We start from the raw sequence: 25,718 nt of genomic DNA, 5'->3' as shown, positions 1-25,718 counted from the left end.
CGGTCCGTACCACTCTTCGGTACGGGTCGGCCCTTCTGCTTATCCTGGCTGCCATGCTGACCCTGACCCAGGCCCTCCACGACCAGATCGTCGCGCACGCGCGCCAGGACCACCCCGACGAGGCCTGCGGTGTGGTCGCGGGCCCGGAGGGAACCGGCCGCCCCGAGCGCTTCATCCCGATGCTGAACGCGGCACGCTCGCCCACGTTCTACGAGTTCGACTCGGGCGACCTCCTCAAGCTCTACCGCGAGATGGACGACCGCGACGAGGAGCCGGTGATCGTCTACCACTCGCACACGGCGACCGAGGCCTACCCCTCGCGCACCGACATCTCGTACGCCAACGAGCCGGGCGCCCACTACGTCCTGGTCTCCACGGCCGACACCGACGACGCGGGCGACTTCCAGTTCCGCTCCTTCCGGATCGTGGACGGCGAGGTCACCGAAGAAGAGGTGAAGGTCGTCCAGGCGTACTGATCCTCCAGGCATACTGAGCTTCACCTTCGAGGCGGCAGGACCCAGGAAGCCGGTGCGAATCCGGCACGGTCCCGCCACTGTGACCCCACCCTTCGCGGGTGGGGCAGTCAGGAACTGACCTGCCGCCTTCTTCTCCCACGACGCAGGGGACGCGGAAATCCCCTGGAGGAGGCAGCTCAGCCATGTCCCGCCCCATACGTCTGCTGCTCGCCGCGGCCCTGCTGGCCCCGCTCGCCGCGTGCTCGTCCTCCGACGGCGCCGACTCGAAGCCGGAGTCCAAGGCCCCAGGCTTCCCGTACACGGTCACGAACTGCGGCGTGAAGACGACGTACGAAGCACCCCCGAAGCGCGCCGTCACGATGAACCAGCACGTCACGGAAGTGATGCTGGAGCTGGGTCTCGAGGACCGCATCGCGGGCACGGCGTACCTGGACGACAAGGTCCTGCCGAAGTACGCGAAGGCGTACGCGGACACCCCCGTCCTAGCCAAGGAGTACCCCTCCTACGAGAAACTCCTGGCCGCGAACCCCGACTTCGTCTACGGCGGCTACGCGTCGTCCTTCCTCGCGGGCGAGGGCCGCAGCCGCGGGGCCCTCGCGAAGTCAGGCGTGGAGAGCCGCCTGAACGTGGAGGGCTGCGCCAAGAAGCCCGTCTCGATGGACGACGTCTACAAGGAAGTCCGCGAGGTCGGCAGCACGTTCGGGGTGCGGCCGCGGGCGGAGAAGTGGGTGACCGCGGCGAAGCGTGAACTGGCGCAGACGGAGGCGAAGTCGAAGCCCGTCCCCGTCTTCGTCTACGACAGCGGCGACAAGACCGCCTTCACGGCGGGCGGCCGCGGCATCGGCAACGACATCATCGAGCGTGCGGGCGGCCGTAACGTCTTCGCCGACCTGGACAAGTCCTTCGGTGACGCGTCCTGGGAGTCGGTGGTCGACCGCAAGCCCGAGGTGATCGTGATCCTCGACTACGGCGGCACGACGGTCGCCCAGAAGAAGAAGCGCCTCCTCGACGACCCGGTCCTGGCGGACATCCCCGCCATCAAGCACAAGCGCTTCGCGGTACTGCCGCTGTCGGACACGGTGGTGGGGGTGAGGGCCCCGGCGGCGGTGGGGAAGCTGGCGGACCAGCTGTGAAATCTCAGCCCGTCCGGCGTTTGAGGACGAACTCGGCGAAGCCGGTGACTGACGGCAACCAGTTCGGGGCCCGGGGCGGAGCCCCGGTTTCGGGAAGGGGCGGGATTGGGGAGAGCCCCGCCAGGGCCGCACGAACCCGCAGACGCCTGGGCTACGCGACAGTCATCGCGGCGCTCTGCGCAGCCCTCGCGGCAGCGGTCGTGGCGGGCCTGGCCCTGGGCTCGGTACGCATACCCACCGCCGACGTCCTGGAGATCCTGACGGGAGGTGCGGAACCTTCCCCGTTCCGCACCATCGTTCTGGACGTAAGACTCCCAAGGGTCCTGCTCGGCGCAGCCGTAGGCGCAGGCCTGGCAGTAATAGGCGCCGTCCTCCAGGCCCTGGTGAGAAACCCCCTGGCCGACCCGTTCCTGCTCGGCGTCTCCTCCGGCGCATCCGCCGGAGCCGTCGCCGTCATCGTCCTCGGCAGCGTCTTCGGCCTGGGAGCGGGCCTGGCCACCACCGTCACGATCCCGGCCGCGGCCTTCGCGGGAGCCCTGCTCTCGCTCCTCGTCGTCTACACGCTGGCAAGGTCAGGAGGCGGCAGCTTCGCCACCGGCCGCCTGATCCTCTCCGGGGTGGCCGTCTCGTACATCCTCTCCGCCCTGACCAGCCTGATCCTGATCACCTCCGACAGCGCCGACCACCTGAAGGAAGTCCTGTACTGGACCCTCGGCGGCCTCGGCAGCGCCCGCTGGGACATGCTCGCGCTGCCCGGTATCGCACTCATTCTCGGCACGGCCCTGCTCGTCGCCCTCGCCCGCCCCCTCGACCTGCTCCTGGTCGGCGAGGAGGGCGCCACCGTCCTCGGACTCGACACGGCCCGCTTCCGCGCCGCCGTCTTCGTCCTCGCCTCGCTCCTGACCGGCGTACTCGTCGCCTACAGCGGGGCCATCGGCTTCGTCGGCCTGATGGTGCCGCACGCCGCCCGGATGCTGGTCGGCGCCGCACACCGGGCGCTCCTGCCGGTGGTGGCCCTGATGGGCGCGGTGTTCCTGGTGGCGGCCGACCTCGCCGCGCGCACGGTCGCGGCGCCGCAGGACATCCCGGTCGGCGTCCTGACGGCGCTGACGGGCGGCCCGTTCTTCCTGTGGATGCTGCGCAAGAACCGTACGCAGGAAGGGGCCCCCGCATGACCGGCATGATGCTGCGCACCGAGAACCTCACGTACGAGACGTCCGGCGGCCTGCGGCTGGTCGACGACGTCACCCTGCACGCGGCCCGGGGCGAGACCATCGGCATCGTCGGCCCCAACGGCAGCGGCAAGACCACCCTCCTGCGCTGCGTCTACGGCGCCCTGGCGCCCACCGGCGGCCGCGTGCTCCTGGACGGCGACGACCTGGCGGCCCGCTCGGCCAAGGAACGGGCCCGCCGCATCGCCACCGTCCCGCAGGACGGGCACACCGGCTTCGAGCTCACCGTCCGGCAGATCGTCGCCATGGGCCGCTCCCCGCACAAGCGCTTCTGGGAGGCGGACACCGCGCAGGACGCCGCCTTGGTCACCGACGCGTTGGAACGCGTCGGCGCGGCCGGCCTCGCCCACCGTGTCTTCGCCGGGCTCTCCGGCGGCGAGCGCCAGAGCGCCCTGGTGGCGAGGTCGCTGGTGCAGGAGCCCGCGGTCCTCGTCCTGGACGAGCCGACCAACCACCTGGACATCCGCTACCAGCTGGAGATCCTCGCCCTCGTCCGCGACCTCGGCACCACGAACCTCCTGGCCCTGCACGACCTCAACCTGGCCGCGTACTACTGCGACCGTCTGTACGTGCTCGACGCCGGCCGCCTCGTCGCGTCAGGTGCGCCGAAGGAGGTCCTGACCAGCGAACTCCTCGCCGAGGTGTACGGGGTGACGGCGGAGGTGGCGGTGCATCCGGCCACGGGCGCTCCGACGGTCACCTACCTGCCCTCAGCTGCGCCGCGGCTCCCCTCATCCACGTGATGGACGCAAACCATCCACGATGTGAGATCACATTCCAGAACCCGGACCGGGAATCGATACGATGACCGCATGGTTCCCCACGACGTGAGCGACAAGATGCCGGGCATGCTGCTCGTTGCGCGTCTGCACGTCGATTTGTGCAGGCTCTCCAGCGCGATCTGTTCGCGCTGACAGCCGCCGCCGTACGGCCGTGAGCCGCGGCGCCACCTCCGCGTAACGCCCTGCGCACTCGCGCATCCGCGCCCACGCACCCCGCACCCCGCACTTACGCACTCCGCACGACCGGGCCGCCGCGCGCCCACCCACGTGACTCTCCCGACAGGAGCCCAAGCCATGGCCATCGAGGTCCGCATCCCGACCATCCTCCGCACCTACACCGACGGCGCCAAGGCCGTCGAGGGCAGCGGCGACAACCTCGCCGAGCTCTTCAGCGACCTCGACTCGCGGCACGCGGGCATCGCCGAGCGCATCGTGGACGGCGACAAGCTGCGCCGTTTCGTGAACGTGTACCTGAACGACGAGGACGTCCGCTTCCTGGACGGCATCTCCACCAAGCTCGCGGACGGCGACAACGTCACGATCCTGCCGGCCGTGGCCGGCGGCATGGTCTGATCGCGGATGCCTCGCTACGACTCCCCGCTGGCGGCCGTGGGCAACACGCCCCTCGTCCGCCTGCCGCGGCTCTCCCCGTCCGACGACGTCCGCATCTGGGCGAAGCTGGAGGACCGTAACCCGACCGGTTCCATCAAGGACCGCCCGGCGCTGCACATGGTCGAACAGGCGGAGAAGGACGGGCGGTTGACGCCCGGCTGCACGATCCTGGAGCCGACGTCCGGCAACACGGGCATCTCGCTCGCGATGGCGGCCAAGCTCAAGGGCTACCGCATCGTGTGCGTCATGCCCGAGAACACCTCCCAGGAGCGGCGTGAGCTCCTGGCCATGTGGGGCGCGGAGATCATCCCGTCCCCGGCGGCCGGCGGCTCCAACACGGCGGTACGCGTCGCCAAGGAGCTGGCGGCAGAGCACCCGGACTGGGTGATGCTCTACCAGTACGGCAACCCGGACAACGCGGGCGCCCACTACGCGACCACCGGCCCCGAGATCCTCGCCGACCTGCCCTCCGTCACCCACTTCGTGGCGGGCCTCGGCACGACCGGCACGCTCATGGGCGTGGGCCGCTTCCTGCGCGAGCAGAAGCCGGACATCAGGATCGTCGCCGCGGAGCCCCGCTACGACGACCTCGTGTACGGCCTGCGGAACCTCGACGAGGGCTTCGTCCCCGAGCTGTACGACGCGTCCGTCCTGACCACCCGCTTCTCGGTCGGCTCGGCGGACGCGGTGACGCGGACCCGGGAGCTGCTCCAGCAGGAGGGGATCTTCGCGGGCGTCTCCACCGGCGCCGCCCTGCACGCCGCGATCGGCGTCGGCAAGAAGGCGGTGGCGGCGGGGGAGCCCGCCGACATCGTGTTCGTCGTGGCCGACGGCGGCTGGAAGTACCTGTCGACCGGCGTCTACACCGCCGAGACGACCGAAGCGGCCATCGAGACGCTCCAGGGCCAACTGTGGGCCTAGCGCCGAACACAGACGAACGCGGGGCGGGCCGGACACATCCGGCCCGCCCCGCGTTTTACGTCGCCGCTCAACCCGCCAGGTAACGGACCTGATCCCACAGCGCCGGATCCACGATCCCCGCCCGCCTGCGGAACTCCCACACCGGCACGTCCCGCAGCTCGTCCGTCTCCAGGAAACTGGGGCGGCCCCGCGCGTCCCCCACCGACCCGGGCGGCAGCGGAATCACCCCGGCCCGTTCGTCGTGGTACCTGCTGGTGATCTTCGCGACGACCGCGCTCTGCCCCCGCACGGACAGCACGAGACAGGGCCGGTCCTTCGTGCCCGGCCCGTCCTCGTAAGGCACCTTCGCCCACCAGATCTCCGCGGGCTTCGGCGCGGGCTGCCCCCGCCGCGGCCCGCGTGGCCTGCCCGGCGGCCGGGTGGTCCGGCCGCGGGGCCCGCGGTCGCTGCGGCCCCTGCCGTCCACCACCGCGGCGACCGCCGCGAGCACCACCACGGCGCCCAGCGCGAGCCACCATGACGTATCCATACCGCAGACGGTACCGGGGCGCTCCCGGCCCCGCGCGCCCCCCGAACCGGTGACAGCGCAGGTGAGTTCTCCCACAACGGCCCACGACGGAGGAGCGACCTGACGTTTTGCGCCTTACGCTCGACGGACCGCAGGACTCCCCGAAGAGCCTCCCGCAGGCACTTCGCGAACCCCCCGCAACGCCCCGCACAACCCCCGTTTCGCCCCCGGAGGTTTCCGCTCCATGAAGCTCACCGTCGTCGGCTGCTCGGGGTCGTTTCCGTCCGCGGACTCGGCCTGCTCGAGCTACCTCGTCGAGGCCGACGGCTTCCGGCTGCTTCTCGACATGGGCAATGGCGCCCTGGGCGAGCTGCAGCGCCATGTCGGTCTCTACGACCTGGACGCGATCTTCCTCAGCCATCTGCACGCCGACCACTGCATCGACATGTGCGCCTACTTCGTGGCGCGCTACTACCGGCACGAAGGCGGCCGCTGCGCCCCCCTCCCGGTCTACGGACCCGAGGGCACCGAACAGCGCCTCACCACCGCGTACGCCGACACCCCCTCGGCCTCCTCGATGAGCGAGGTCTTCGACTTCCACACCGTGAAGCCGGCCTCGTTCGACATCGGCCCGTTCTCCGTCCGTACGGAGAAGGTGTGCCACCCCGTCGAGGCGTACGCCATCCGCGTCGAGCACGGGGGCAGGTCCCTCACGTACTCGGGAGACACGGGTGTGTGCCACGCGCTGGACGAACTGGCCACCGACACCGACCTGTTCCTCTGCGAGGCGGCCTTCACGCACGGCAAGGAGAACATCCCCGACCTGCACCTCAACGGCCGTGAGGCGGGCGAGACCGCCCGGCGCGCGGGTGCCGGGCGCCTGCTCCTGACCCACATCCCGCCGTGGACGGACCCCCAGGTGAACCTGGCGGACGCGCGCGAGGTGTACGACGGGACGGCCGAACTGGCGCGGCCCGGCCACAGCTACGAGGTCTAGCGCGCCGCCGGTCAGCGCCTGGTCCCGCGGCCGCCCAGCGCCATCCTGTTCCAGGTGTGGCGGCGGCCGCGGATCGCGACCGAGTACGCGTACATGACCTCCGGATCGCACATGCCCGGCAGGTAGGAGTCACCGAAGTGGTGGGCGTCCACGCCCACTTCCTTCGCGTTCAGGGCCAGCTGCGGCACGACGTTCGCGTGGCTGCCCTCCTGGCTGGTGCCGATCGCCCCCATCACGACCGCCCCCGCGTCCTGCACCGCGGCCACCGCCTCGGCCGCCAGCTCCTTGGTGACCCCGGGCAGCGTCCCCGGCAGCGGCATGACCACACCGTCGGCGCCCGCGTCCACGAGCGAGGTGAGCCGTGCGGCCGTGACGCGCTCCGGGTGGCCCGCGTGGTGCATCTTGCCGCTCCACAGCGCGACGTCGTCCCCGAGGCCCTGCCGCAGCTCCTCGGTCACCCGCGCGAGCCCCTCGTACGAACCGCCCGTCCCCGGATTCGCCGTCAGGCAGAGCATCGCCGCCCCCATGTCGATGAGCCGCCTGGCGTACTCGGGCTTGGCGCGGCGGATCTCGGGGACGTCGCCGGGCTCCAGATTGACGCCGACGGGCCGGCCGATGAAGGCGGCGAGTTCGGTGATCGAGGCGAACGTGCCGAGGCCCGGCAGATCGAGCCGCTCGCCGTCCCAGGCCCGCTCGATCAGGTTCAGTACGACGATGTCGGCGCCGAAGGCCGCGACGAGCTCGGCGTTGTGCACACCGGGCATGCCCGGCATGGGAACGAGGGCGGCCCGGTCAGCGAAGACCTCGCCGACCATGGTGCGGCCCTCTGCGGCGGCCACGGAAGCGGTCAGGGAGCGACCGCGGAGTGCGGCGAGGCCGTCGCGGTCGAGGTCGAGGATGCGGGGGGTCGTCACGCGAGGAGTCGTCATAAGGACGACCGTAGGCGGACGGAACGGACAAAGCCCCGCACCGTTGGTCGCAACGGTGCGGGGCTTACGTCCCGAAGTGGGGCGGAGGCTACTTGCCCTCGGCCTTCTGGAGCTCGGCGATCTCCTCGTCGGACTCGCGGCCCGGCGTCGGAAGGTTGAACTTGGTGATCGCGAAGCGGAAGACCACGTAGTAGAGCGCGGCGAAGCAGAGGCCGACCAGGGCCAGGCCCAGCGGATTCTTCGCGATGCCGAAGTTGATGGCGTAGTCGACGAATCCGGCGGAGAAGCCGAAGCCGTCCTTCATGCCGAGCGCCCAGGTCAGCGCCATGGAGACACCGGTGAGCACCGCGTGGATCGCGTACAGGACCGGGGCGATGAACATGAACGTGAACTCGATCGGCTCGGTCACACCCGTGACGAACGCGGTGGCAGCGAGCGAGAACATCATGCCGCCGACGACCTTGCGGCGCTCGGGACGGGCGCAGTGCGTGATCGCGAGGCAGGCCGCGGGAAGGGCGAACATCATGATCGGGAAGAAGCCGGTCATGAACTGGCCCGCGGTCGGGTCGCCCTCCAGGAAGCGGGCGATGTCGCCGTGCTTGCCCTCGTAGTCACCGGCCTGGAACCAGGGGAAGGAGTTCAGGAGGTGGTGCATGCCGACCGGGATCAGCGCGCGGTTGACCACACCGAAGATGCCCGCGCCCACGGCGCCGGAACCGACGAGCCACTCACCGAAGTTGTGCAGACCCGTGCCGAGGACCGGCCAGATGTAGCCGAAGATGATGCCGATGAACAGGCCCGCGAAGGCCGACAGGATCGGGACCAGGCGGCGGCCGCCGAAGAAGCCGGCCCAGTCGGGCAGCTTCGTGCGGTAGAAGCGCTGGTAGATCAGGGCGACGACGATGCCCATGACGACACCGCCGAGGACGCCCGCGTCGACGGCCTTCTCGGCCATGACTATCTTGCCGTCGACGACGGTCGCTTCCTTCGGCAGGTTGCCGTCGGTGAAGGTGCCGAGGACGTTCTTGAAGACCAGGTAGCCGGTGACGGCGGCGAGCGCCGTGGAGCCGTCCGACTTCTTGGCGAAGCCGATGGCGATGCCGACGGCGAACAGCAGCGCCATGTTGTCCATGATCGCGCCGCCGCCGGCGGCCATGAAGCCGGCGATCTTGTTGATGAAGTCCGGCATGGACGGCTTGCCGAGCATGTCGTCGTGGCCCAGGCGGACCAGGAGCGCTCCGGCGGGCAGCACGGCGACCGGCAGCATGAGGCTGCGGCCGATGCGCTGCATGACAGCCATCACGCCGGCGCCCTTCTTCTTCTCGGCCGCGGGGGCGGAACTGGCCGTGGACACAACTTCCTCCAGTGGGCAAGGCGCCGCCTGGGGACACGGAAGTGGGGGACGGCGGCGTCTCCGGGGGCCGCGGCCGACGGCCGCGTGGTCTACACCAATTAGTGGTGTAGACCTGTTGTAGCACGGTGAAGGTGACGTAAGGAACCCACGAGTTTTGTGGGGTCCGCCATAACGCGAAATACACGCTGAAAGACCCCGGGACCTTGAGGACCGAGGGTCTTCCGCTGAGATGCGGGAGCGGGCCGCGGCGCGAGCCCTGCCAGCGACTACGCCTTCGTCTGCTCCGAGTCCTGTGCTTCCGCTTCCTCCTCCGGCTCGCGCCCCGGCGTATGCAGGTCGAACTTGCGGATCACGAAGCTGAACAGGACGTAGTACACGGCGGCGAAGACAAGACCGATCGGAATGATCAGCCAGGGTTTGGTCGCCAGACTCCAGTTGATGACGTAGTCGATCAGACCCGCCGAGAAGCTGAAGCCGTCCTTGACCCCCAGCGCCCACGTCACCGCCATGGAGACGCCGGTGAGCACCGCGTGGATCGCGTACAGCGCGGGCGCGATGAACAGGAACGAGTACTCGATCGGTTCGGTGATGCCGGTGACGAACGACGTCAGGCCGACCGAGAGCATCAGGCCGCCGACCACCTTGCGGCGCTCGGGACGGGCCGCGTGTGTGATGGCGAGGGCCGCGGCGGGCAGGGCGAACATCATGATCGGGAAGAAGCCCGATGTGAACTGACCGGCCGTCGGGTCGCCCGCCAGGAAGCGGTTGATGTCGCCGTGCACGATCGTGCCGTCCGGCTTCGTGTAGTCGCCGAACTGGAACCAGACGAAGGTGTTCAGGAACTGGTGCAGGCCGACCGTGAGCAGCGCGCGGTTGGCCACGCCGAAGATTCCCGAGCCCAGCCACCCCAGGTCCACGAGCCACTTGGAGAAGCTGGTCAGCGCGTCACCGATGGGCGGCCAGACCCACACACAGATCCCGGCGAAGACCAGGCCGACGAACGCCATGATGATCGGCACCAGGCGGCGGCCGTTGAAGAAGCCGAGCCAGTCGACCAGCTTCACGCGGTGGTAGCGCTGCCAGAACCACGCGGCGAGCAGGCCCATCACGATGCCGCCGAAGACCCCGGGATTCTGGTACGCCGCCTGCGCGGGCGTCCCGTCCTCCGCGATACAGACGCCGCTCCACATCCCGGCGGCGCCGAAGGTGGTGTCCGCCGGGCAGTCGTCGGGGAAGGCGCGAAGCACCGCGTAGTACACGAGGAAGCCCACGACCGCGGCGAGCGCCGTCGAGCCGTCCGACTTCTTCGCCATGCCGATCGCGACGCCGATGCAGAACAGCAGGGGCAGGCCGAGGGTGGAGTCCAGGAGCGAGCCGCCCGCCGCCGCGAAGACCTTGGCGACGTTGTCCCAGCCGAGGCCGTCCGCGCCGAAGACATCCGGCTGTCCGAGGCGGTTCAGGATGCCGGCGGCGGGGAGGACAGCGATGGGCAGCTGGAGGCTGCGGCCCATCTTCTGCAGGCCCTGGAAAAGCCCGTTCCACCACCGCTTCTGCGGCACCGCTGCTGCTTCGGAACTCATCGGCGTCCCCTCCGGAACAGGCCAGGTTTGGCGGGCGTTGAAAACTGGTGTAGACCAGTTGCGGAACGAGTGCGGTGCCGTCCCGGCAGGAATGGCAAGAGGGATGGCACCTTGATCGCCATCATTGGGTACGAGTGCCGCAACCGCCCGCGAAGATGCTCCAACCGTGCGTTACCGTGACAAAGCGGGCCTACGGTGTGGTGAGGCCGCGTCCTTTAAGAACAGGGAGAACACCATGGCCAGCAAGGCTGAGAAGATCGTCGCCGGGCTCGGTGGCATCGACAACATCGAAGAGGTCGAGGGCTGCATCACCCGCCTCCGCACCGAGGTCAAGGACCCGGGCCTGGTCGACGACGCCGCGCTGAAGGCCGCCGGCGCCCACGGCGTCGTCAAGATGGGCACCGCGATCCAGGTCGTCATCGGCACGGACGCCGACCCGATCGCCGCCGACATCGAAGACATGATGTGAGCAACTGACCTCACGACACCCGAGGGCCCCGCCGAGACCGGCGGGGCCCTCGGCCATGCGTGGACGCGGGACCCCCTCCATCTGCCGATAGGGTCAGCCGCATGTCCTCCACGCCTCTCTCCGCGCCCCGCATCGACGGCCGTACCCCCGAACAGCTTCGCCCGATCACCATCGAGCGCGGCTGGAGCAAGCATGCCGAGGGCTCCGTCCTCATCTCCTTCGGCGACACCAAGGTCTTCTGCACCGCCTCCGTCACCGAAGGGGTCCCGCGCTGGCGCAAGGGCAGCGGCGAAGGCTGGGTCACCGCCGAGTACTCGATGCTCCCGCGCTCCACCAACACCCGCGGCGACCGCGAAGCCGTACGCGGCAAGATCGGCGGCCGCACCCACGAGATCTCCCGGCTCATCGGCCGCAGCCTCCGCGCCGTCATCGACTACAAGGCGCTCGGCGAGAACACCATCGTCCTCGACTGCGACGTACTCCAGGCCGACGGCGGCACCCGCACCGCCGCGATCACCGGCGCCTACGTGGCCCTGGCCGACGCCGTCGCCTGGGCCCAGGGCAAGAAGCTCATCAAGGCCGGCCGCAAGCCGCTGACCGACACCGTCTCCGCCGTCTCCGTCGGCATCGTCGCCGGCGTACCCCTCCTCGACCTGCGCTACGAGGAGGACGTCAAGGCCGACACCGACATGAACGTCGTCTGCACCGGCGACGGCCGCTTCGTCGAGGTCCAGGGCACCGCCGAGGCCGAGCCCTTCGACCGCAAGGAACTCAACGCGCTGCTCGACCTCGCGGTCGGCGGCTGCGAGGACCTCGCCGCGTTCCAGCGCGAAGCACTCGAAGCAACGAAGTAGAGAAGCAGCGGACCCGCCAACCGCCAACCGCCAACCGGCCCCGGCCCACAGGCAACCAACAGGCCCCCCACAAGCGTTCTTACGGTTACGGGCGCCCGGGCAAAGCCGTGCGCCCGTAACAGCACTCGGGGAGGGACCCACGCATGGCCGCGCGCCACCGCCGTATCGCCATCGCCATCACATCAGTTCTCATCGCCGTACCGGCGGGCGTAGGACTGGTCGGCTGCGACGCCGTCAACAAGGCCCTGGACTGCGTCCAGACCGCGGACGCCATCGCGGACAGCGTCACCGACCTCCAGCAAGCCGTCGAGAAGGCGGGCGACGACCCCACACAGGCGGACGAGGCCCTCGACAAGATCGACAAGAACATCGACGAGATCGGCGACAAGACCGACAACACCGACGTGAACAAGGCGGTCGACGACCTCGACAAGGCCGTCGGCAACGTCCGCACGTCCATCGACAACGGCGACGCGACACCCGACCTCAAGCCGATCGTCGACGCGACGAGCGAGCTGACCAAGGTCTGCACCCCGTAGCGTCCGCGGGCCGGGACGCTGGTCGATACTAATCACCATGACCCGCCTCATCCTCGCCACCCGCAACGCCGGCAAGATCACGGAACTCAGGGCGATCCTCGCCGACGCAGGCCTCACCCACGACCTCGTCGGCGCGGACGCCTACCCCGAGATCCCCGACGTCAGGGAAACCGGCCTCACCTTCGCCGAGAACGCCCTCCTCAAGGCCCACGCCCTCGCCAAGGCCACCGGCCTCCCCGCGGTCGCCGACGACTCCGGCCTCTGCGTCGACGTCCTCGGCGGCGCCCCCGGCATCTTCTCCGCCCGCTGGGCAGGCAAGCACGGCGACGACACCGCGAACCTGCAGCTGCTGCTTGCCCAGTTGGGCGACATCGACGCGGACGCCCACCGGGGCGCCCACTTCGCCTGCGCGGCGGCCCTCGCGTTGCCGGACGGCACGGAAAGGGTGGTGGAGGGCCAACTCCGCGGCACCCTCCGCCACACCCCGTCCGGCACGGGCGGCTTCGGCTACGACCCGATCCTCCAGCCGGAGGGCGAGTCCCGCACGTGCGCGGAACTCTCCGCCGACGAGAAAAACGCGATCAGCCACCGGGGCAAGGCGTTCCGGGCGCTGGTGCCGGTGGTACGGGAGCTGTTGGGCTGAGCGGCGCATGGAAATGGCCTGCGATCAAACCTCTGATTCGCAGGCCATTCACTGTGCGGCGGAAGGGATTCGAACCCTCAAGCCCGTTCAAGGGCCACAGATCCTAAGTCTGCTGCGTCGCCACTGCGCCACCGCCGCTAGCCGCCCGTCGTCAGTTGTGACGGGCGGCTGTAAGTGTACGAGGGCCGATGGCTATCCGGCGAGCGGCTCCCTCCCCTTCTGCCGACACCACGTCTCCGTCAGCGCATGACAGTTGGGGCACAGGTACCGAAGGTTCTCCCGCCGGTTGTCGCGCCAGTTCCCGTTGACGTGGTCGATCTGCAGGGTGATCGGGCGCCCGAGCCATTCACCGGTGCTGCCACACCCGGCACACACGTACGGCAACCCGATCTCGGTCAGGGCTCGGTGGAGCTGAGTCCTGTTGGTCCGTCCGGCGTGATCCGGCAGCACGACCAGCACCCGATCAGCGATGGGCGGAGGTGCGGGACGCTCCGGCTGCGCCCAGGCCCGTCGTTTGAAGTGGGTGGTGTCGAGGCCGAGGCGCGCTGCCGCGCGTCGAACGCGGCGGTGGTTGGTGTCGTCGACCTCGATGCCGAGGCCCCGCATCACGGCGGCGTAGCTGTCGCAGCTTCGTACCAGGTCGCGGAGTTCTTGCTCCGGGATCGGCGGACGCTGGTGGGAGAAGTGCCCGGTGTCGACGCCCTGCGCGCGCAGCATGCGGCCCAACGCCGCGCGAGAGCGGCTGTCGTCAGGTATCCCCAAGGCGCGCGCCACGCCGCGCACGCTTGTCGCTTCCGAGGCCGCTGCCCGCAGTTCCTCGGGGGTGAAGGGCAGGTCAAGTTCGGGGCGGTCCATGCCGGGGAAGTGGCTGATGTCGATGCCGGCCGCGCTGATGCGGCGGCGGATGTGCGAGAGCGTCCCGGTGGCTGGTGCGGCGCCCAACTTGAGTGCCACCTCGCGAAGCGAGGACGACGACACGGCGGCGTCAGCTATCGCGGCGTCCGGATACTTGCGCCATGGGCTGCGCTGGGCGAAGTGGCTCGTGTCGAGTCCGTGGCAGGCCACCTTCTCCTGCAACACGCGCCGTTGCCCTCCGCTCGGCCTGAGGTCGAGGCGCCGCATCAGGTCAGTCCAATTGCGGGCCTCGGCGACGACCGACGTCAACCGATCCCTGCTGTACGGGTCCGGCATCGTTCCCCTCCGTATCCGACCGCGCGTCGCAGTCTCGTACGGGCTAACGAACCGCTTATCGGACAGTCACGCCCGAAATGCGGAATGGCCCGCCCCACGTGCAAGTGGGGCGGGCCGTTCCGGACCCGGAGAGGGGGGGAGGAGTCAGAAGCGGGGGACCGGGGCCGCTGCCTCCACCATCTCCGCCGCCTCCTCCTTCGTTCCCACCGACGGCGGGGAGCCCGACAGCGGCTTCTGGGCTGTTTCCTTCATGCAGGACACCGCGATGATGCCGACCAGCGCCGCCGCCATCGAGTAGTACGCCGGGATCATGTCCGTCCCCGTGATGCTGATCAGGGATGTGATGACCAGGGGGGCCGTGCCGCCGAATAGGGAGGCGGAGATGTTGTAGCCCACCGACAGGGAGCCGTAGCGGACCGAGGTGGGGAACAGGGCCGGGAGCGTTGCCGACATCGTGCCGAGGAGGCAGAGCAGGGAGAGGCCCAGGAGGAGCATGCCGGCGGAGACCGCGATCAGGCTGCCCTGCTTGATCAGGAGGAACGCCGGGATGGAGATGACCAGGAAGCTGACCATGCCGGTCATCAGGAGCGGCTTGCGGCCGAAGCGGTCGGACAGCTTGCCGACCTGGGTGATGAGCAGCATCAGGACGACCATGGTGCCGATGAGGATCAGCAGGCCGTGCGAGTCGTCGTAGCCGAGTTCGTCCGAGAGGTACGTCGGCATGTACGACAGGAGCATGTAGTCGGTGACGTTGTACGCGCCGACGAGCGCGATGCAGAGGATCAGCGTGGGCCAGTGCTGGCGGAAGATCTTGGCGAGGTCGCCCTTGGCCGTGGTCTCGACGGTGGACGCGCCTTCGGACGCCGAGTGGAAGGTGGCGTCCTCCATCTTCTGGAACGCGGGTGTCTCGTCGAGCTTCAGCCGCAGGTAGAGGCCGACGAGACCGAGCGGTCCCGCGACGAGGAACGGGACGCGCCAGCCCCACTGCTCCATGGTGTCCGCGCCGAGTGCGCTGTTGAGGATGAGGACGAGGCCTGCCGCGCCGGTGTAGCCGGCGAGGGTGCCCATCTCCAGGAAGCTGCCGAAGAAGCCGCGGCGCTTGTCGGGGGCGTACTCGGCGATGAAGGTCGACGCGCCGCCGTACTCACCGCCGGTGGAGAAGCCCTGGATGAGGCGGAAGAAGATCAGCAGGACCGGGGCCCAGAAGCCGATGCTGGCGTAGGACGGGATCAGGCCGATGGCGAGGGTGCCGATGGCCATGAGGATCATGGTCAGGGCGAGGACCTTCTTGCGGCCGATCTTGTCGCCCATTGGGCCGAACACCATGCCGCCGATGGGACGCACCAGGAAGGACACCGCGAAGGTGGCGAACGAGGAGATCAGCTGGACCGTGTCGTTCCCGGACGGGAAGAACACGTGGCCGATGGTGACGGCGAGATAGCTGTAGATGCCGAAGTCGAACCATTCCATGGCGTTGCCGAGCGAGGCGGCTTTGACCGCCCGCTTGACCGCCGCCTCGTCCGTGACCGTGATGTCGGTGCGGCGCAGAGGGGGGTCCTTGCGCCGCTTGACGGCCCGGAAAAGGGTGCGGTGTCGCTTGAGCGCGTCGGCGTCGGCCTCGGCTTCTTCGTGGGCCGCCATGACGTGGTTCCTTCCATTCTGCGAACAGTCCTCCAGGGATCACTTGCTCGAAGATGGCCGATGCAAACGAAAGCCCCCTTGAAGGGGGCTTCGTCACAGCGGGTGGATGGGGAGGGGTGGGGGCAGTCGGATGCCCGGGTCCTCAGAGGCCCAGGTCTCTCAGATGCCCAGGTCCTTGATGATCTTGGCTACGTGGCCCGTCGCCTTGACGTTGTAGAACGCGTGCTCGACCTTGCCGTTCTCGTCGACCACGACCGTGGAGCGGATGACGCCGGTCACGGTCTTGCCGTACAGCTTCTTCTCGCCGAAGGCGCCGTACGCCTCCAGGGTCTCCTTGGAGGGGTCGCCGACCAGGGTGACCTTGAGGTTCTCCTGCTCGCGGAACTTGGCGAGCTTCTCCGGCTTGTCGGGGGACACGCCGATGACGTCGTAGCCCGCGGTGGCGAGGGCGTCGAGGTTGTCCGTGAAGTCGCAGGCCTGCTTGGTGCAGCCGGGGGTGAGGGCGGCCGGGTAGAAGTACACGATGACCTTGCGGCCCTTGTGGGCGGCCAGGGAGACCTCGTTGCCGTCCGCGTCCGGCAGGGTGAAGGCCGGGGCCGTGTCGCCGGGGGTGAGTCGCTCGCTCATCTTTCGGTCTCCTCGCACAGGATGCTCATGTTCATGGTCATACTCATGTCCATGTTCGTGATCATCAGCGGATTACTCGTAAAACGTGTGGTGAAAACGTCTGGTGACGGAGTCGAGCGTAATAGGGGTGCCGCGGGGTGCGGGGCGCGCGGAGCTGACAGACTGTCGGCGACACGTACAGAAGGAAACAGACAGCCGGAAACGACCACGGAGGCAGCGCGGTGTCGGACACGTCGGACAGCAGGACCCCGGCGCAGATCGAGGCGGACATCAAGCGCCGTCGCGTGACGCTCGCCGAGACGCTCGACGAGATCGGGGTGCGGGTCCACCCGAAGACGATCGTGGGTGACGCGAAGGCCAAGGTCTCCGCGAAGGTGGACCACTCCCTCGGGCGGGCGTACGTCGGTGCGAACCGCGTGGTCTCCGATGTGCGGGGCCAGCTGGTGCACGAGGACGGTGCGCCGCGTCTGGAGCGCATCGTGCCGGTGGCGCTGGTGGTCGTCGGTCTGGTGGGGATGCTCGCGGTGAGCACGCGGCGCCGCAGGGACTGACCTCGCGGACCGAGAGGACGCTGGGGCCGACTTGGCGGGCCGCGAGGACGCGAGGGCTGACCCGGCATCGTCCGCGCGGGCCCGCGCCAGGTAGGTTCGGGGCGTGAGCGCCAAAAGCAAGGGACACAGCACCCACGACGACAAGCTGCCCATCCGGATGCTGCACGACCGTGTGCTCGTGCGGCAGGACTCCGCCGAGGGTGAGCGCAAGTCGGGCGGCGGCATCCTGATTCCCGCGACCGCCGCTGTCGGCAGGCGTCTTGCCTGGGCCGAGGTCGTCGCCGTCGGGCAGAACGTGCGTGCGGTGGAGCCGGGTGACCGGGTGCTGTACGACCCGGAGGACCGGGCCGAGGTGGAGGTGCGGGGTGTGGCGTACGTGCTGATGCGCGAGCGTGATCTGCATGCCGTGGCCGCCGACCGGTTCGAGGGCTCCGAGGATTCGACGGGCCTGTATCTGTAGCCGTCGGGCCTGTATCTGTAGCCGTACAGAAGTAGTCGGTAAGGGGCTGGTGACCATCGTCACCAGCCCCTTACGCGTGGCGTTTGCTACCTTTTAAGGACCCCGACGAGACGCGCCGTACCGGGTTTCCGCAAAGACGACGCACCCCCATTGAAGTGACGCGATCTCGCGTCTCTACGTGTCGGAGGTGCCGTCATGGCCTGGGTTCTGTTGATCGTCGCCGGTCTGCTCGAGGTGGGCTGGTCGATCGGGATGAAGTTCACCGAGGGGTTCACGCGGCTGTGGCCGAGCGTGTTCACCGGCCTCGGGATCGTCGCCAGCATGATGCTGCTCTCGCACGCCGCCAAGACGCTGCCCATCGGCACGGCGTACGGCGTGTGGGTCGGTATCGGTGCTGCCGGTGCGGCGGTGGTCGGGATGATGGTGCTCGGTGAGCCCGCCACCGCCGCCCGGATCTTCTTCGTGGTGCTGCTGCTGGTCGCCGTCGTGGGCCTGAAGGCGACCTCGGGGCACTAGGGAGTACGTCCCGGCCCCGGGGCTGTCACCGGCCCCGGGGCGCTAGTAGTAGTACGCCGGGCTGCCCTCGCCCTTCCTTCTGGCCGCGCCCTCCGTCAGGCCGCCCAGGTCCGCGCCACCGTCACCCGTTCCGCCGTCCACGGTGGAGCCGTCGGTCTGGCCGCCCTGGGCGGTGCCCGGGTCGGTGGGGATGCCGCCGTCGGTCGCTCCGCCGTCCACGGTGGCACCGCCGTCCGTCTGGCCCTCGGTCTGCCCCTGGTCCTGCCCTTCGGTCTGGCCCTGGTCCTGGCCCTGGGTCTGCCCTTGGTCCTGGCCTTCGGTCTGGCCCTGGTCCTGCCCTTGGGTCTGGCCCTGGTCACCGCCGGTGGCCGCGCCGCCGGTTGCCGGGTCCTCCTCGACGTCCGAGGGGTCCGGGACGGGCGGCACGTCGGCGCCCTCCTCCAGTTGCAGGTCGAAGTCCTGTACGGGCTCGTCCTCCAGGGCGTCCCGGGTGAACTGCGCCCAGATCTGCGCGGGGTAGGCGCCGCCGTTGATGCGGGGCTGGCCGAGCGCCCCGTACAGCGGGGTGTGCGCGCCGGTGTCGGGGTTCTGGCCCATCACGGAGACCACGGTGGCGAGTTCGGGGGTGTAGCCCGCGAACCAGGCCGCCTTGTCCTCCTCCGCGGTGCCGGTCTTGCCCGCCGCGGGGCGGCCCGCGGCCTGCGCGGCCGTGCCGGTGCCGCCGTCGACGACGCTCTGCAGGATCGACGTGGTGGTGTCGGCGGCCTCGCGGCTGACGGCCTGCGCGGTCTTCGGCTCCGGCAGTTCGATCTCCTGGCCGTCCTTGGTGACCCGTTCGACCATCGTGTACGTGGGGTGCTTGCCGTGGTTGGCGAGCGTCGCGTACGCCTCCGTCATGTCCAGGACCGAGGCGGTGGAGGGGCCGAGCGCGATGGAGGGGGACGCGGTCAGGTCGGGGGTGGTCTCGGGGACGCCGAGGGCGACGGCGGTGTCCTTGACCTTGTCCGAGCCGACGTCGACGGCCATCTGTGCGTAGACCGAGTTGACGGACTTGTCGGTGGCGGTACGGACGGTGATGTCGCCGTAGTCGACGTTGTCCTCGTTCTCGGGGGCGTACGCCCCGCCGTCCCAGCCCTGTACGGGGCGTTTGTTGGTGCCGTCGTACATCGTGTTGGGGGTGATGGGCCGGCCGTCCTGGGTGACGGAGCCGTTCTCCACGGCCGAGGTGAAGACGAACGGCTTGAAGGTGGAGCCCACTTGGTAGTCGCGGCGCGTGGCGTTGTTGACGTACTGCTTCGTGTAGTCGATGCCGCCGTACATGGCGACGACCTTGCCGGTCTTCGGGTCGATCGAGGCGCCGCCCGCGCGCACGTTGCGGTCGACCTTGCGGGCGTCCTTGTCGATCTTGGACATCACCTGGTCGTCGACCGCCTTCTTGAAGGCGTCCTGGCGGCCCTTCTGGAGGGTGGTGGTGATGCGGTAGCCGCCCTTGTCCAGGGTGTCCTCGTCGACGATGTCGTTGGCCACCAGATAGTCCTCGACGGCGCCGACGAGATATCCGCGCTGCCCGGAGAGGTTGGACGCGCCCTTGGCCTCCTTCGGCGCGGGGAACTTGGTCTTCGCCCGTTCGGCGGCGCTGAGCCAGCCCTCCTTGACCATGCCGTCCAGGACGTAGTTCCAGCGGCCCTCGGCGCGCTTCTTGTTCTCCGGGTGGGTCGCCACGTCGTACGCGTTGGGGGAGTTGAGGAGCGTCGCCAGATAGGCGCCCTGCGCGGTGTTCAGCTTCTTGACGTCCTTGCCGAAGTACGCCTGGGCCGCGGCCTGCACGCCGTACGCGTTGCGCCCGAAGTAGCTGGTGTTCAGATACCCGGCGAGGATGTCCTCCTTGCTCACCTCGCGGTCCAGCTTGATGGAGATGAAGAACTCCTTGGCCTTGCGGGTGACCGTCTGCTCCTGGCCCAGGTAGTAGTTCTTCACGAACTGCTGGGTGATCGTCGAACCGGACTGCTTTCCCTTGCCGGTGACGGTGTTGTAGGCGGCGCGGATCATCGCCTTCGGGTCGACCGCGGACTCGCTGTAGAAGTCGCGGTCCTCGGCGGCGAGCGCCGCGTGCTGGACTTCCTTGGGGATCTGGCTCAGCGGGACGTTCTCGCGGTTGACCTCGCCGTCGCGGGCCAGTTGGCTGCCGTCGGCGTAGAGGTAGACATTGCTCTGGGCGGTGGCCGCCGCGTTGGCGGGCGGGATCTCGACGATCATGTAGCCGGCGACGAAGCCGCCGACGCAGAGCAGGATCAGCAGGATGAAACCGCCGAGCACCATGCGCCAGGTGGGGAAGATCCGCCGCCAGCCCTTGCGCTTGGGGCGCTTCTTCTTGCCCTTCTTGCCGGTGTCCTCGGCGTCCGGCGTGTCCGATGTGGCTGCCGGGGTGCCGGCCGGTGTGCCGGCCGAGGTGCCGCCCGAGGTGTCTGCCGGGTCGTCCACGGGTTCGCGGGGCGCCCATCCCTCGGGCTTTTCGGCGCCCTGCTGCTGCGGCTCGTCGCTGCTCATATCTCGTGGAACTCCCGGTTCGCGTCGTACGTCACGCACGCCTCGTACGACCCATTGCACACTGTCGCTTCATGCGTTCCCCGCCAGGCACGCGCCCTGCGCCGAAAATGCCTGGCACGAGCGCTGACGGCCACACTAGGCTCCGTCCCTTTGGCCCGGACCGGGCAAGGCCTTCATCAACACTCTCGCTAAAGGGGATGCGTGTGCGTACAGGACGGTTCCGCTTGTACGCGGCCGTCGCCCGCGGAGGGTTCAGGCGATACGCGACCTATCGGACGGCCACGCTGGCGGGAGTGTTCACCAACACCGTCTTCGGGCTGATCCTCGCGTACACCTACATCGCGCTCTGGGACGAGCGGCCGGGGCTCGGCGGTTACGACCAGTCGCAGGCGCTGACCTTCGTGTGGCTCGGCCAGGCGCTGCTCACGGTGATGGCGCTGATGGGCGGTGGCTTCGAGGGCGAGCTGATCGAACGGATCCGCACCGGGGACATCGCCGTCGACCTGTACCGCCCCGCCGACCTGCAGCTCTGGTGGCTGGCGACCGACCTGGGCCGCGCCTTGTTCCAGCTGCTCGGGCGCGGTGTCGTGCCGATGGTGGTCGGCGCCCTCGTCTTCGATCTCGCCCTCCCCACCGAGCTGGGGCGCTGGCTCGCGTTCCTCCTCGCGGTGCTCCTCGGCGCGCTCGTGAGCTTCGCGATCCGGTTCCTGGTGGCGCTCTCCGCGTTCTGGCTGATGGACGGGGCGGGCACCTCGCAGGTGGCGATGCTCGCGGGCACGTTCTTCTCCGGGATGCTGCTCCCGCTGAACGTCTTCCCCGGCGCGCTCGGGGAGTTCGCCCGCGCGCTGCCCTGGTCGGCGCTGCTCCAGGTGCCCGCCGATGTGTTCCTCGGCAGGCACACGGGCGTGGACCTGCTGCGGACGTACGCCTTCCAGATCGGCTGGGCCGCGGCGCTGCTCACGGCCGGGCGGCTGCTTCAGGCCGTGGCCACGCGTCGGGTGGTGGTGCAGGGTGGCTGAGCTGACGCGCGTACGGGAATGCCTTGCGCAGGTGCGGGACGGGCTGCGGGCCTACCGGCTGATCTCCGCCATGTGGATCCGCTCCCTGATGGCCTACCGGCTGTCCTTCGTGATGACGGCGATCGGCAACTTCGCGGTGACCGCCTTCGACTTCGCGGCGATCCTGCTGATGTTCTCCCAGGTGGACCGGCTCGGCGGCTACTCGCTCTCCGAGATCGCCTTCCTGTACGGCGCCACCTGCACCTCGTTCGGGCTCACCGACCTCGCCCTGGGGTCCATGGACCGGCTCGGCAAGCGGGTGCGTGACGGCACGCTCGACACGCTCCTGGTGCGGCCCGCCCCGGTGATCGCGCAGGTCGCCGCCGACCGCTTCGGGCTGCACCGCCTCGGGCGCCTGCTCCAGGCCTCGCTCGTCCTCGGGTACGCGCTGGTGGTCCTGGACGTCGACTGGACCCCGCTGAAGGTGCTCATGGTGCCGCTGATGCTGCTCTGCGGCGCGGGCATCTTCGCCGCCGTGTTCGTGGGGGGCGCCGCCTTCCAGTTCGTGGCGCAGGACGCGGCCGAGGTGCAGAACGCGTTCACGTACGGCGGCACCACGCTGCTCCAGTTCCCGCCGACCGTCTTCGCCAAGGACCTGGTGCGCGGCGTCACCTTCATCCTGCCGCTGGCCTTCGTGAACTGGCTGCCCGCGCTGTACGTCCTAGGGCGGCCCTATCCGCTGGACCTGCCGACATGGGTGGCGTTCACACCGCCGCTGGTGGCCGCCCTCCTTCTCGCGCTCGCGGGCCTCGCCTGGCGCACCGGTCTTCGTTCGTATCGCAGCACAGGGAGCTGAACAGCCGTGGAAACGAACCTCATTGAGCTGGAGGGCGTCGAGAAGGTCTTCGACGTCGCCAAGAAGACCGGCTTCCTGCGCCGCGAGCGGCACGAGGTGCGTGCCGTGGACGGCATCTCCTTCACCGTGCCGCGCGGCGAGATGGTCGGCTACATCGGCCCGAACGGCGCCGGCAAGTCCACGACCATCAAGATGCTGACGGGGATTCTCACGCCGAGCGGCGGACGGCTGCGCGTCGCGGGGATCGATCCCTCCCGCGAGCGCACCCGCCTGGCGCGGCGCATCGGTGTGGTCTTCGGCCAGCGCACCACCCTGTGGTGGGACCTGCCGCTGATCGACTCGTACCGCCTGATGCACCGGATGTACCGGATCCCGGACGCCCGCTTCAAGGAGAACCTCGACCGCTGTATCGAACTCCTGGAGCTGGGCGCACTGTTGGACGTTCCGGTGCGCCAGCTCTCGCTCGGCCAGCGGATGCGCGGCGACATCGCGGCGGCGCTCCTGCACGATCCGGAGGTGCTGTACCTGGACGAGCCGACGATCGGGCTCGACGTGATCAGCAAGGCCAAGGTCCGGGGCTTTCTGCGGGACTTGAACGCGGAGGCGGGTACGACGGTCCTGCTCACCACGCATGACCTCACCGACATCGAGCAGCTCTGCAAGCGGGTGATGGTCATCGACCACGGCCGTCTGATGTACGACGGCGCCCTCGCCGGGCTGCACGAGGTGGGAGAGAGCGAGCGCACCCTGGTCGTCGACCTGGAGCGCGAACTTCCGCCCATCGAGGTGGAGTCGGCTCGGGTGGTGAAGGTGGAGGGCCCGCGGCAGTGGCTCGCCTTCCCCGCTTCGGAGTCGGCAGCTCCGCTTGTCGCCCGGGTCGCGGCCCGGTATCCGATGGTCGACCTCTCGGTCAGGGAGCCCGACATCGAGGCCGTCATCGCCAAGATGTACGCGGAGAAGGCGACCTCGTAGGCTCTGCGTATGACCGACGAGCAGCCTCATCTCCCGGACCTCCGGGCCGCCGACGCCGACCGTGACCGCGTCGCCGAACGACTCCGTGACGCCGTGGCCGAGGGCCGGCTCGACATGGAGGAGTTCGAGGAGCGCCTGGACGCGACGTACAAGGCGCGTACGTACGGCGAGCTCGAGCCGATCACGGCGGATCTGCCGGCGGTGGGCACCAAGGTGTCCATGGTGAAGGGCCCGGTGGACGACGACCCCGCCGCCATCGACTGGGCCGAGCGGATGGTGAGCGGCGAGCCGTCGTCGACCCTCGGCTTCGCGTTCTGGGGCGGGTTCAGCCGCAAGGGCGGCTGGGTGGTCGGCCGGCAGTTCGACGGGTTCGCGATGTGGGGCGGCGGCGAGATCGACCTGCGCGAGGCGCGCTTCACGGAACGCGACGTGGAGATCCGCTGCTGGACCATCATGGGCGGCATGCAGGTCATCGTCCCGCCCGAGATGACCGTCGTGGTCAAGGGCTTCGGCTTCATGGGCGGCTTCGAGGACAAGGCGACCGGGGAGGGGACACCCGGCTCGCCCCGCGTCGTCGTCAAGGGCTTCGCCCTGATGGGCGGCGTCGGCGTGGACCGCAAGATGCGCCGGATGGAGAAGCAGCGCCTGAAGGAGGAGCGCCGCCGCGAGCGTCTTGAGCGGCGCGAGGAGCGGCGCGCGGCCCAGTTGGAGCAGCGCGCCGGGCACCTGGAGCGCGCCGACCAGCACCGCCGACGGCGCCACGAGCACCAGCACAGGTCCGACACGTCGCATCCGTCGCCCGGCGACGACGGGACCGGCGGATCCGGCGGCTGACGACGGCCGACTGACGGCGCCCGGCTGACGACGGCCGGCTGACGACGGCCGGAGGCGGTGAGTAGCGGCCGGGCCTAGAGCTCGGCCGCCGCGGAGCCCCGCAGGTGCGCGAGGTTGAACGTCTCCGCCATCTTCCGGTAGCCCGCGTCGCTCGGGTGCAGATGGTCGCCGGAATCGAACTGGGCACGCAGCTTGCGGGGGTCGTAGGGGTCCCGCAGCGCACGGTCGAAGTCGACGAACTCGTCGAACACCTTGCCGTCGCGGATCTGCTCGTTCACCGCCTGGCGCACGTTCTCCAGCTGCGGCTGGTACCCGCGGTGGCCGCCGAACGGCATCAGGGTCGCCCCGACGACCCGCAGCCCGCGCGTATGCGCCTGCCGGGTCAGCTCGCGCAGGCCCTCCACGATGCGGTCGGGGTTGTTCTGGTGCGGGTTGCGCAGGATGTCGTTGACCCCGAGCGCCACGACGACGGCCTTGACGCCCGTACGGTCGAGCACGTCACGGTCGAAGCGCGTGAGCCCGCTCGGGTTGTCCGCGGGGGTGCCGTTGCCGTCCGAGAGGATGCGGTTGCCGCTGATCCCCTCGTTCACGACGCCGTAGCGCGGGGCGCCCGACTCCTCGCGGAGGCGGTCGGCGAGGGTGTCGGTCCAGCGGGCGTTGGCGCCCATCGTGGAGGAGATGCCGTCGGTGAGCGAGTCACCGAAGACGACGACGGTGCCGTCCGACTCGTTGGACAGGACGTCCACGGCCGAGAGGTAGCGCCAGGAGGTGCTCTGCTGGGTGTACGCGGCGCCGTTCGAGTCCTCCGTACGGTCGCCGTCGGCGACGTAGCTGACCTGGCGGGCGTGCGGGTGGAAGGTGACCGGGCCCGAGGGCGTCGGCGAGAACGTCGAGACCAGCAGATCGGCGTCGTGCGGCACGCGCAGCCGCACCGCGTCGCTCATCACCTGCTGGCCCGCGGGGATCACCACGGACGTGTTGCCGTTGAAGTTCAGGCGGCGCAGGGTGCCGGGCGCGGCCGACGGGTTGTTCGCACCCATGGCGACGGCGATCGAGGCGTGGGTGATGCTCAGCGGCGTCTGCCCGTACAGGTTCGACAGGGTGATGCGGGCGCTGTCACCGCCGACGCTGGTGTGCACGACGTTGCGGATGGAGCGGCCCGCGAAGCCGTCGCGGTGCGTGTTTGGTTCCGCGGCGGCGGGGGATGCGGCCCAGGAGCCGACCCACGTTCCGGCGGAGGCCGGAGCCGCGGAGTTGCGCGGGCTGCGGGGCCCCGCGCTGATGGTGTCCTGAGATCCGTCGTCGCTGGATACACCGAGGTATATGACGGCGGAAATCACCACTATTACCGCGAGGACCGCGGCAAGCAGGGCATAACCGTGACGCTTGGTCATGCGGGCTGTGTCTCCTCGAGCAGGGGGAGCCCGACCGAGGCTCCGATGTGATCACCCCATGATGCGTCATGGGCCGTGAGGCGGCCGACACTGCCCCCCTCC

General features: G+C 69.4%; 28 protein-coding genes, 1 tRNA gene and 2 riboswitches. Of the genes, 19 read left to right on the top strand and 10 right to left on the bottom strand.

What is annotated here, in order from left to right; translation table 11 throughout:
• Nucleotides 1-53 precede the first annotated feature (53 nt).
• From ABXJ52_RS14060 to ABXJ52_RS14030, 7 genes are all read left to right on the top strand, one after another.
• A complete protein-coding gene (locus ABXJ52_RS14060) occupies nucleotides 54-476 on the top strand; it encodes a M67 family metallopeptidase (protein ID WP_160505274.1) in 423 nt (140 codons plus the stop codon).
• A riboswitch (cobalamin riboswitch) is annotated at nucleotides 466-614 on the top strand. It overlaps the preceding gene by 11 nt.
• Before the next feature lie 44 nt (nucleotides 615-658).
• Nucleotides 659-1,609: an ABC transporter substrate-binding protein gene (locus ABXJ52_RS14055; protein ID WP_367042345.1), complete on the top strand. Its 951-nt coding sequence runs from the start codon at nucleotides 659-661 to the stop codon at nucleotides 1,607-1,609.
• A gap of 146 nt (nucleotides 1,610-1,755) precedes the next feature.
• Nucleotides 1,756-2,784 carry an iron ABC transporter permease gene (locus ABXJ52_RS14050; RefSeq protein WP_367049046.1) on the top strand — a complete coding sequence of 343 codons (1,029 nt, stop codon included), beginning with the start codon at nucleotides 1,756-1,758 and terminating at the stop codon, nucleotides 2,782-2,784.
• Nucleotides 2,781-3,584: an ABC transporter ATP-binding protein gene (locus ABXJ52_RS14045; RefSeq protein ID WP_367042344.1), complete on the top strand. Its 804-nt coding sequence runs from the start codon at nucleotides 2,781-2,783 to the stop codon at nucleotides 3,582-3,584. The genes ABXJ52_RS14050 and ABXJ52_RS14045 overlap by 4 nt, the downstream gene beginning before the upstream one ends.
• Nucleotides 3,585-3,653: 69 nt before the next feature.
• A complete protein-coding gene (locus ABXJ52_RS14040; protein WP_336605789.1) occupies nucleotides 3,654-3,755 on the top strand; it encodes a putative leader peptide in 102 nt (33 codons plus the stop codon).
• Nucleotides 3,756-3,917: 162 nt separating this feature from the next.
• Nucleotides 3,918-4,196, top strand: a complete 279-nt coding sequence (locus ABXJ52_RS14035) for a MoaD/ThiS family protein (RefSeq protein ID WP_367042342.1) — start codon at nucleotides 3,918-3,920, stop codon at nucleotides 4,194-4,196.
• A 6-nt stretch (nucleotides 4,197-4,202) separates the two neighbouring features.
• Nucleotides 4,203-5,156 carry a cysteine synthase gene (locus tag ABXJ52_RS14030; RefSeq protein ID WP_367042340.1) on the top strand — a complete coding sequence of 318 codons (954 nt, stop codon included), beginning with the start codon at nucleotides 4,203-4,205 and terminating at the stop codon, nucleotides 5,154-5,156.
• 67 nt (nucleotides 5,157-5,223) lie between these two features.
• On the opposite strand, the gene ABXJ52_RS14025 is transcribed toward ABXJ52_RS14030, so the two are convergent.
• Entirely contained in the window at nucleotides 5,224-5,685 is a 462-nt protein-coding gene (locus ABXJ52_RS14025) for a type II toxin-antitoxin system PemK/MazF family toxin (protein WP_367042338.1), read from the bottom strand.
• A gap of 223 nt (nucleotides 5,686-5,908) precedes the next feature.
• On the opposite strand from ABXJ52_RS14025, the gene ABXJ52_RS14020 reads away from it, so the two are divergent.
• Nucleotides 5,909-6,661, top strand: coding sequence for an MBL fold metallo-hydrolase (locus tag ABXJ52_RS14020; RefSeq protein WP_367042337.1), 753 nt, complete (start codon nucleotides 5,909-5,911; stop codon nucleotides 6,659-6,661).
• 11 nt (nucleotides 6,662-6,672) lie between these two features.
• On the opposite strand, the gene ABXJ52_RS14015 is transcribed toward ABXJ52_RS14020, so the two are convergent.
• From ABXJ52_RS14015 to ABXJ52_RS14005, 3 genes are all read right to left on the bottom strand, one after another.
• Entirely contained in the window at nucleotides 6,673-7,590 is a 918-nt protein-coding gene (locus tag ABXJ52_RS14015) for a hypothetical protein (RefSeq protein WP_367042336.1), read from the bottom strand.
• 88 nt (nucleotides 7,591-7,678) lie between these two features.
• Complete coding sequence (locus tag ABXJ52_RS14010; RefSeq protein ID WP_367042334.1) at nucleotides 7,679-8,944, bottom strand: PTS transporter subunit EIIC; 1,266 nt, start codon at nucleotides 8,942-8,944, stop codon at nucleotides 7,679-7,681.
• Between the two features lie 266 nt (nucleotides 8,945-9,210).
• Entirely contained in the window at nucleotides 9,211-10,524 is a 1,314-nt protein-coding gene (locus ABXJ52_RS14005) for a PTS transporter subunit EIIC (RefSeq protein WP_367042332.1), read from the bottom strand.
• Nucleotides 10,525-10,759: 235 nt separating this feature from the next.
• Here ABXJ52_RS14005 and ABXJ52_RS14000 point away from each other — a divergent pair, with 235 nt between their 5' ends.
• The 4 genes from ABXJ52_RS14000 (at nucleotide 10,760) to rdgB (ending at nucleotide 13,029) form a co-directional block, all read left to right on the top strand.
• Nucleotides 10,760-10,993 carry a PTS glucose/sucrose transporter subunit IIB gene (locus tag ABXJ52_RS14000; RefSeq protein ID WP_367042331.1) on the top strand — a complete coding sequence of 78 codons (234 nt, stop codon included), beginning with the start codon at nucleotides 10,760-10,762 and terminating at the stop codon, nucleotides 10,991-10,993.
• A 101-nt stretch (nucleotides 10,994-11,094) separates the two neighbouring features.
• Entirely contained in the window at nucleotides 11,095-11,847 is a 753-nt protein-coding gene (gene rph / locus ABXJ52_RS13995; protein WP_367042329.1) for a ribonuclease PH, read from the top strand.
• A gap of 143 nt (nucleotides 11,848-11,990) precedes the next feature.
• Nucleotides 11,991-12,386 carry a hypothetical protein gene (locus tag ABXJ52_RS13990; RefSeq protein WP_367042328.1) on the top strand — a complete coding sequence of 132 codons (396 nt, stop codon included), beginning with the start codon at nucleotides 11,991-11,993 and terminating at the stop codon, nucleotides 12,384-12,386.
• A gap of 37 nt (nucleotides 12,387-12,423) precedes the next feature.
• Nucleotides 12,424-13,029 (top strand): RdgB/HAM1 family non-canonical purine NTP pyrophosphatase, encoded by a 606-nt coding sequence (rdgB, locus tag ABXJ52_RS13985; RefSeq protein WP_367042327.1) that lies wholly within the window; start codon nucleotides 12,424-12,426, stop codon nucleotides 13,027-13,029.
• 54 nt (nucleotides 13,030-13,083) lie between these two features.
• Here the strand turns inward: rdgB and ABXJ52_RS13980 are convergent.
• From ABXJ52_RS13980 to bcp, 4 genes are all read right to left on the bottom strand, one after another.
• Nucleotides 13,084-13,167 (bottom strand) — tRNA-Leu (locus ABXJ52_RS13980).
• Nucleotides 13,168-13,221: 54 nt separating this feature from the next.
• Nucleotides 13,222-14,220 carry an HNH endonuclease gene (locus ABXJ52_RS13975; protein ID WP_367042325.1) on the bottom strand — a complete coding sequence of 333 codons (999 nt, stop codon included), beginning with the start codon at nucleotides 14,218-14,220 and terminating at the stop codon, nucleotides 13,222-13,224.
• A gap of 144 nt (nucleotides 14,221-14,364) precedes the next feature.
• Nucleotides 14,365-15,861 carry a glycine betaine/L-proline transporter ProP gene (proP, locus tag ABXJ52_RS13970; protein ID WP_367042324.1) on the bottom strand — a complete coding sequence of 499 codons (1,497 nt, stop codon included), beginning with the start codon at nucleotides 15,859-15,861 and terminating at the stop codon, nucleotides 14,365-14,367.
• A gap of 159 nt (nucleotides 15,862-16,020) precedes the next feature.
• Nucleotides 16,021-16,488 (bottom strand): thioredoxin-dependent thiol peroxidase, encoded by a 468-nt coding sequence (gene bcp, locus ABXJ52_RS13965; protein ID WP_367042323.1) that lies wholly within the window; start codon nucleotides 16,486-16,488, stop codon nucleotides 16,021-16,023.
• A gap of 221 nt (nucleotides 16,489-16,709) precedes the next feature.
• Here bcp and ABXJ52_RS13960 point away from each other — a divergent pair, with 221 nt between their 5' ends.
• The 3 genes from ABXJ52_RS13960 to ABXJ52_RS13950 all read left to right on the top strand — a co-directional run bounded on the left by ABXJ52_RS13960 (nucleotide 16,710) and on the right by ABXJ52_RS13950 (nucleotide 18,015).
• Nucleotides 16,710-17,039, top strand: coding sequence for a DUF3618 domain-containing protein (locus ABXJ52_RS13960; RefSeq protein WP_367042322.1), 330 nt, complete (start codon nucleotides 16,710-16,712; stop codon nucleotides 17,037-17,039).
• A 157-nt stretch (nucleotides 17,040-17,196) separates the two neighbouring features.
• Nucleotides 17,197-17,499, top strand: coding sequence for a co-chaperone GroES (locus ABXJ52_RS13955; RefSeq protein ID WP_367049044.1), 303 nt, complete (start codon nucleotides 17,197-17,199; stop codon nucleotides 17,497-17,499).
• 84 nt (nucleotides 17,500-17,583) lie between these two features.
• A riboswitch (guanidine-III (ykkC-III) riboswitch) is annotated at nucleotides 17,584-17,645 on the top strand.
• 49 nt (nucleotides 17,646-17,694) lie between these two features.
• Nucleotides 17,695-18,015, top strand: coding sequence for an SMR family transporter (locus ABXJ52_RS13950; protein ID WP_160505255.1), 321 nt, complete (start codon nucleotides 17,695-17,697; stop codon nucleotides 18,013-18,015).
• 42 nt (nucleotides 18,016-18,057) lie between these two features.
• On the opposite strand, the gene ABXJ52_RS13945 is transcribed toward ABXJ52_RS13950, so the two are convergent.
• On the bottom strand, nucleotides 18,058-20,562 hold the full coding sequence (locus tag ABXJ52_RS13945; protein ID WP_367042320.1) for a transglycosylase domain-containing protein: 2,505 nt from the start codon (nucleotides 20,560-20,562) through the stop codon (nucleotides 18,058-18,060).
• A 197-nt stretch (nucleotides 20,563-20,759) separates the two neighbouring features.
• On the opposite strand from ABXJ52_RS13945, the gene ABXJ52_RS13940 reads away from it, so the two are divergent.
• Genes ABXJ52_RS13940 through ABXJ52_RS13925 form a run of 4 tightly spaced genes read left to right on the top strand, consistent with a single transcriptional unit; the run spans nucleotide 20,760 to nucleotide 24,222 of the window.
• Nucleotides 20,760-21,581 (top strand): ABC-2 family transporter protein, encoded by an 822-nt coding sequence (locus ABXJ52_RS13940; protein WP_367042319.1) that lies wholly within the window; start codon nucleotides 20,760-20,762, stop codon nucleotides 21,579-21,581.
• Nucleotides 21,574-22,416, top strand: a complete 843-nt coding sequence (locus ABXJ52_RS13935) for an ABC transporter permease (protein ID WP_367042317.1) — start codon at nucleotides 21,574-21,576, stop codon at nucleotides 22,414-22,416. Before ABXJ52_RS13940 ends, ABXJ52_RS13935 begins: the two co-directional genes overlap by 8 nt.
• 6 nt (nucleotides 22,417-22,422) lie before the next feature.
• Nucleotides 22,423-23,388, top strand: coding sequence for an ABC transporter ATP-binding protein (locus ABXJ52_RS13930; RefSeq protein ID WP_367042316.1), 966 nt, complete (start codon nucleotides 22,423-22,425; stop codon nucleotides 23,386-23,388).
• Nucleotides 23,389-23,397: 9 nt separating this feature from the next.
• A complete protein-coding gene (locus tag ABXJ52_RS13925) occupies nucleotides 23,398-24,222 on the top strand; it encodes a DUF1707 domain-containing protein (RefSeq protein ID WP_367042314.1) in 825 nt (274 codons plus the stop codon).
• 74 nt (nucleotides 24,223-24,296) lie between these two features.
• Here ABXJ52_RS13925 and ABXJ52_RS13920 read toward each other — a convergent pair whose 3' ends face one another.
• Nucleotides 24,297-25,616, bottom strand: coding sequence for an SGNH/GDSL hydrolase family protein (locus ABXJ52_RS13920; protein ID WP_367042312.1), 1,320 nt, complete (start codon nucleotides 25,614-25,616; stop codon nucleotides 24,297-24,299).
• Between the last annotated feature and the right edge of the window lie 102 nt (nucleotides 25,617-25,718).

The sequence above is a fragment of the Streptomyces sp. Je 1-332 genome (genome assembly GCF_040730185.1).
In the GTDB taxonomy this organism is placed as follows: domain Bacteria; phylum Actinomycetota; class Actinomycetes; order Streptomycetales; family Streptomycetaceae; genus Streptomyces.
The sequence above is the reverse complement of the archived record's forward strand: the minus strand, read 5'-3'. Positions and strand labels throughout refer to the sequence as shown.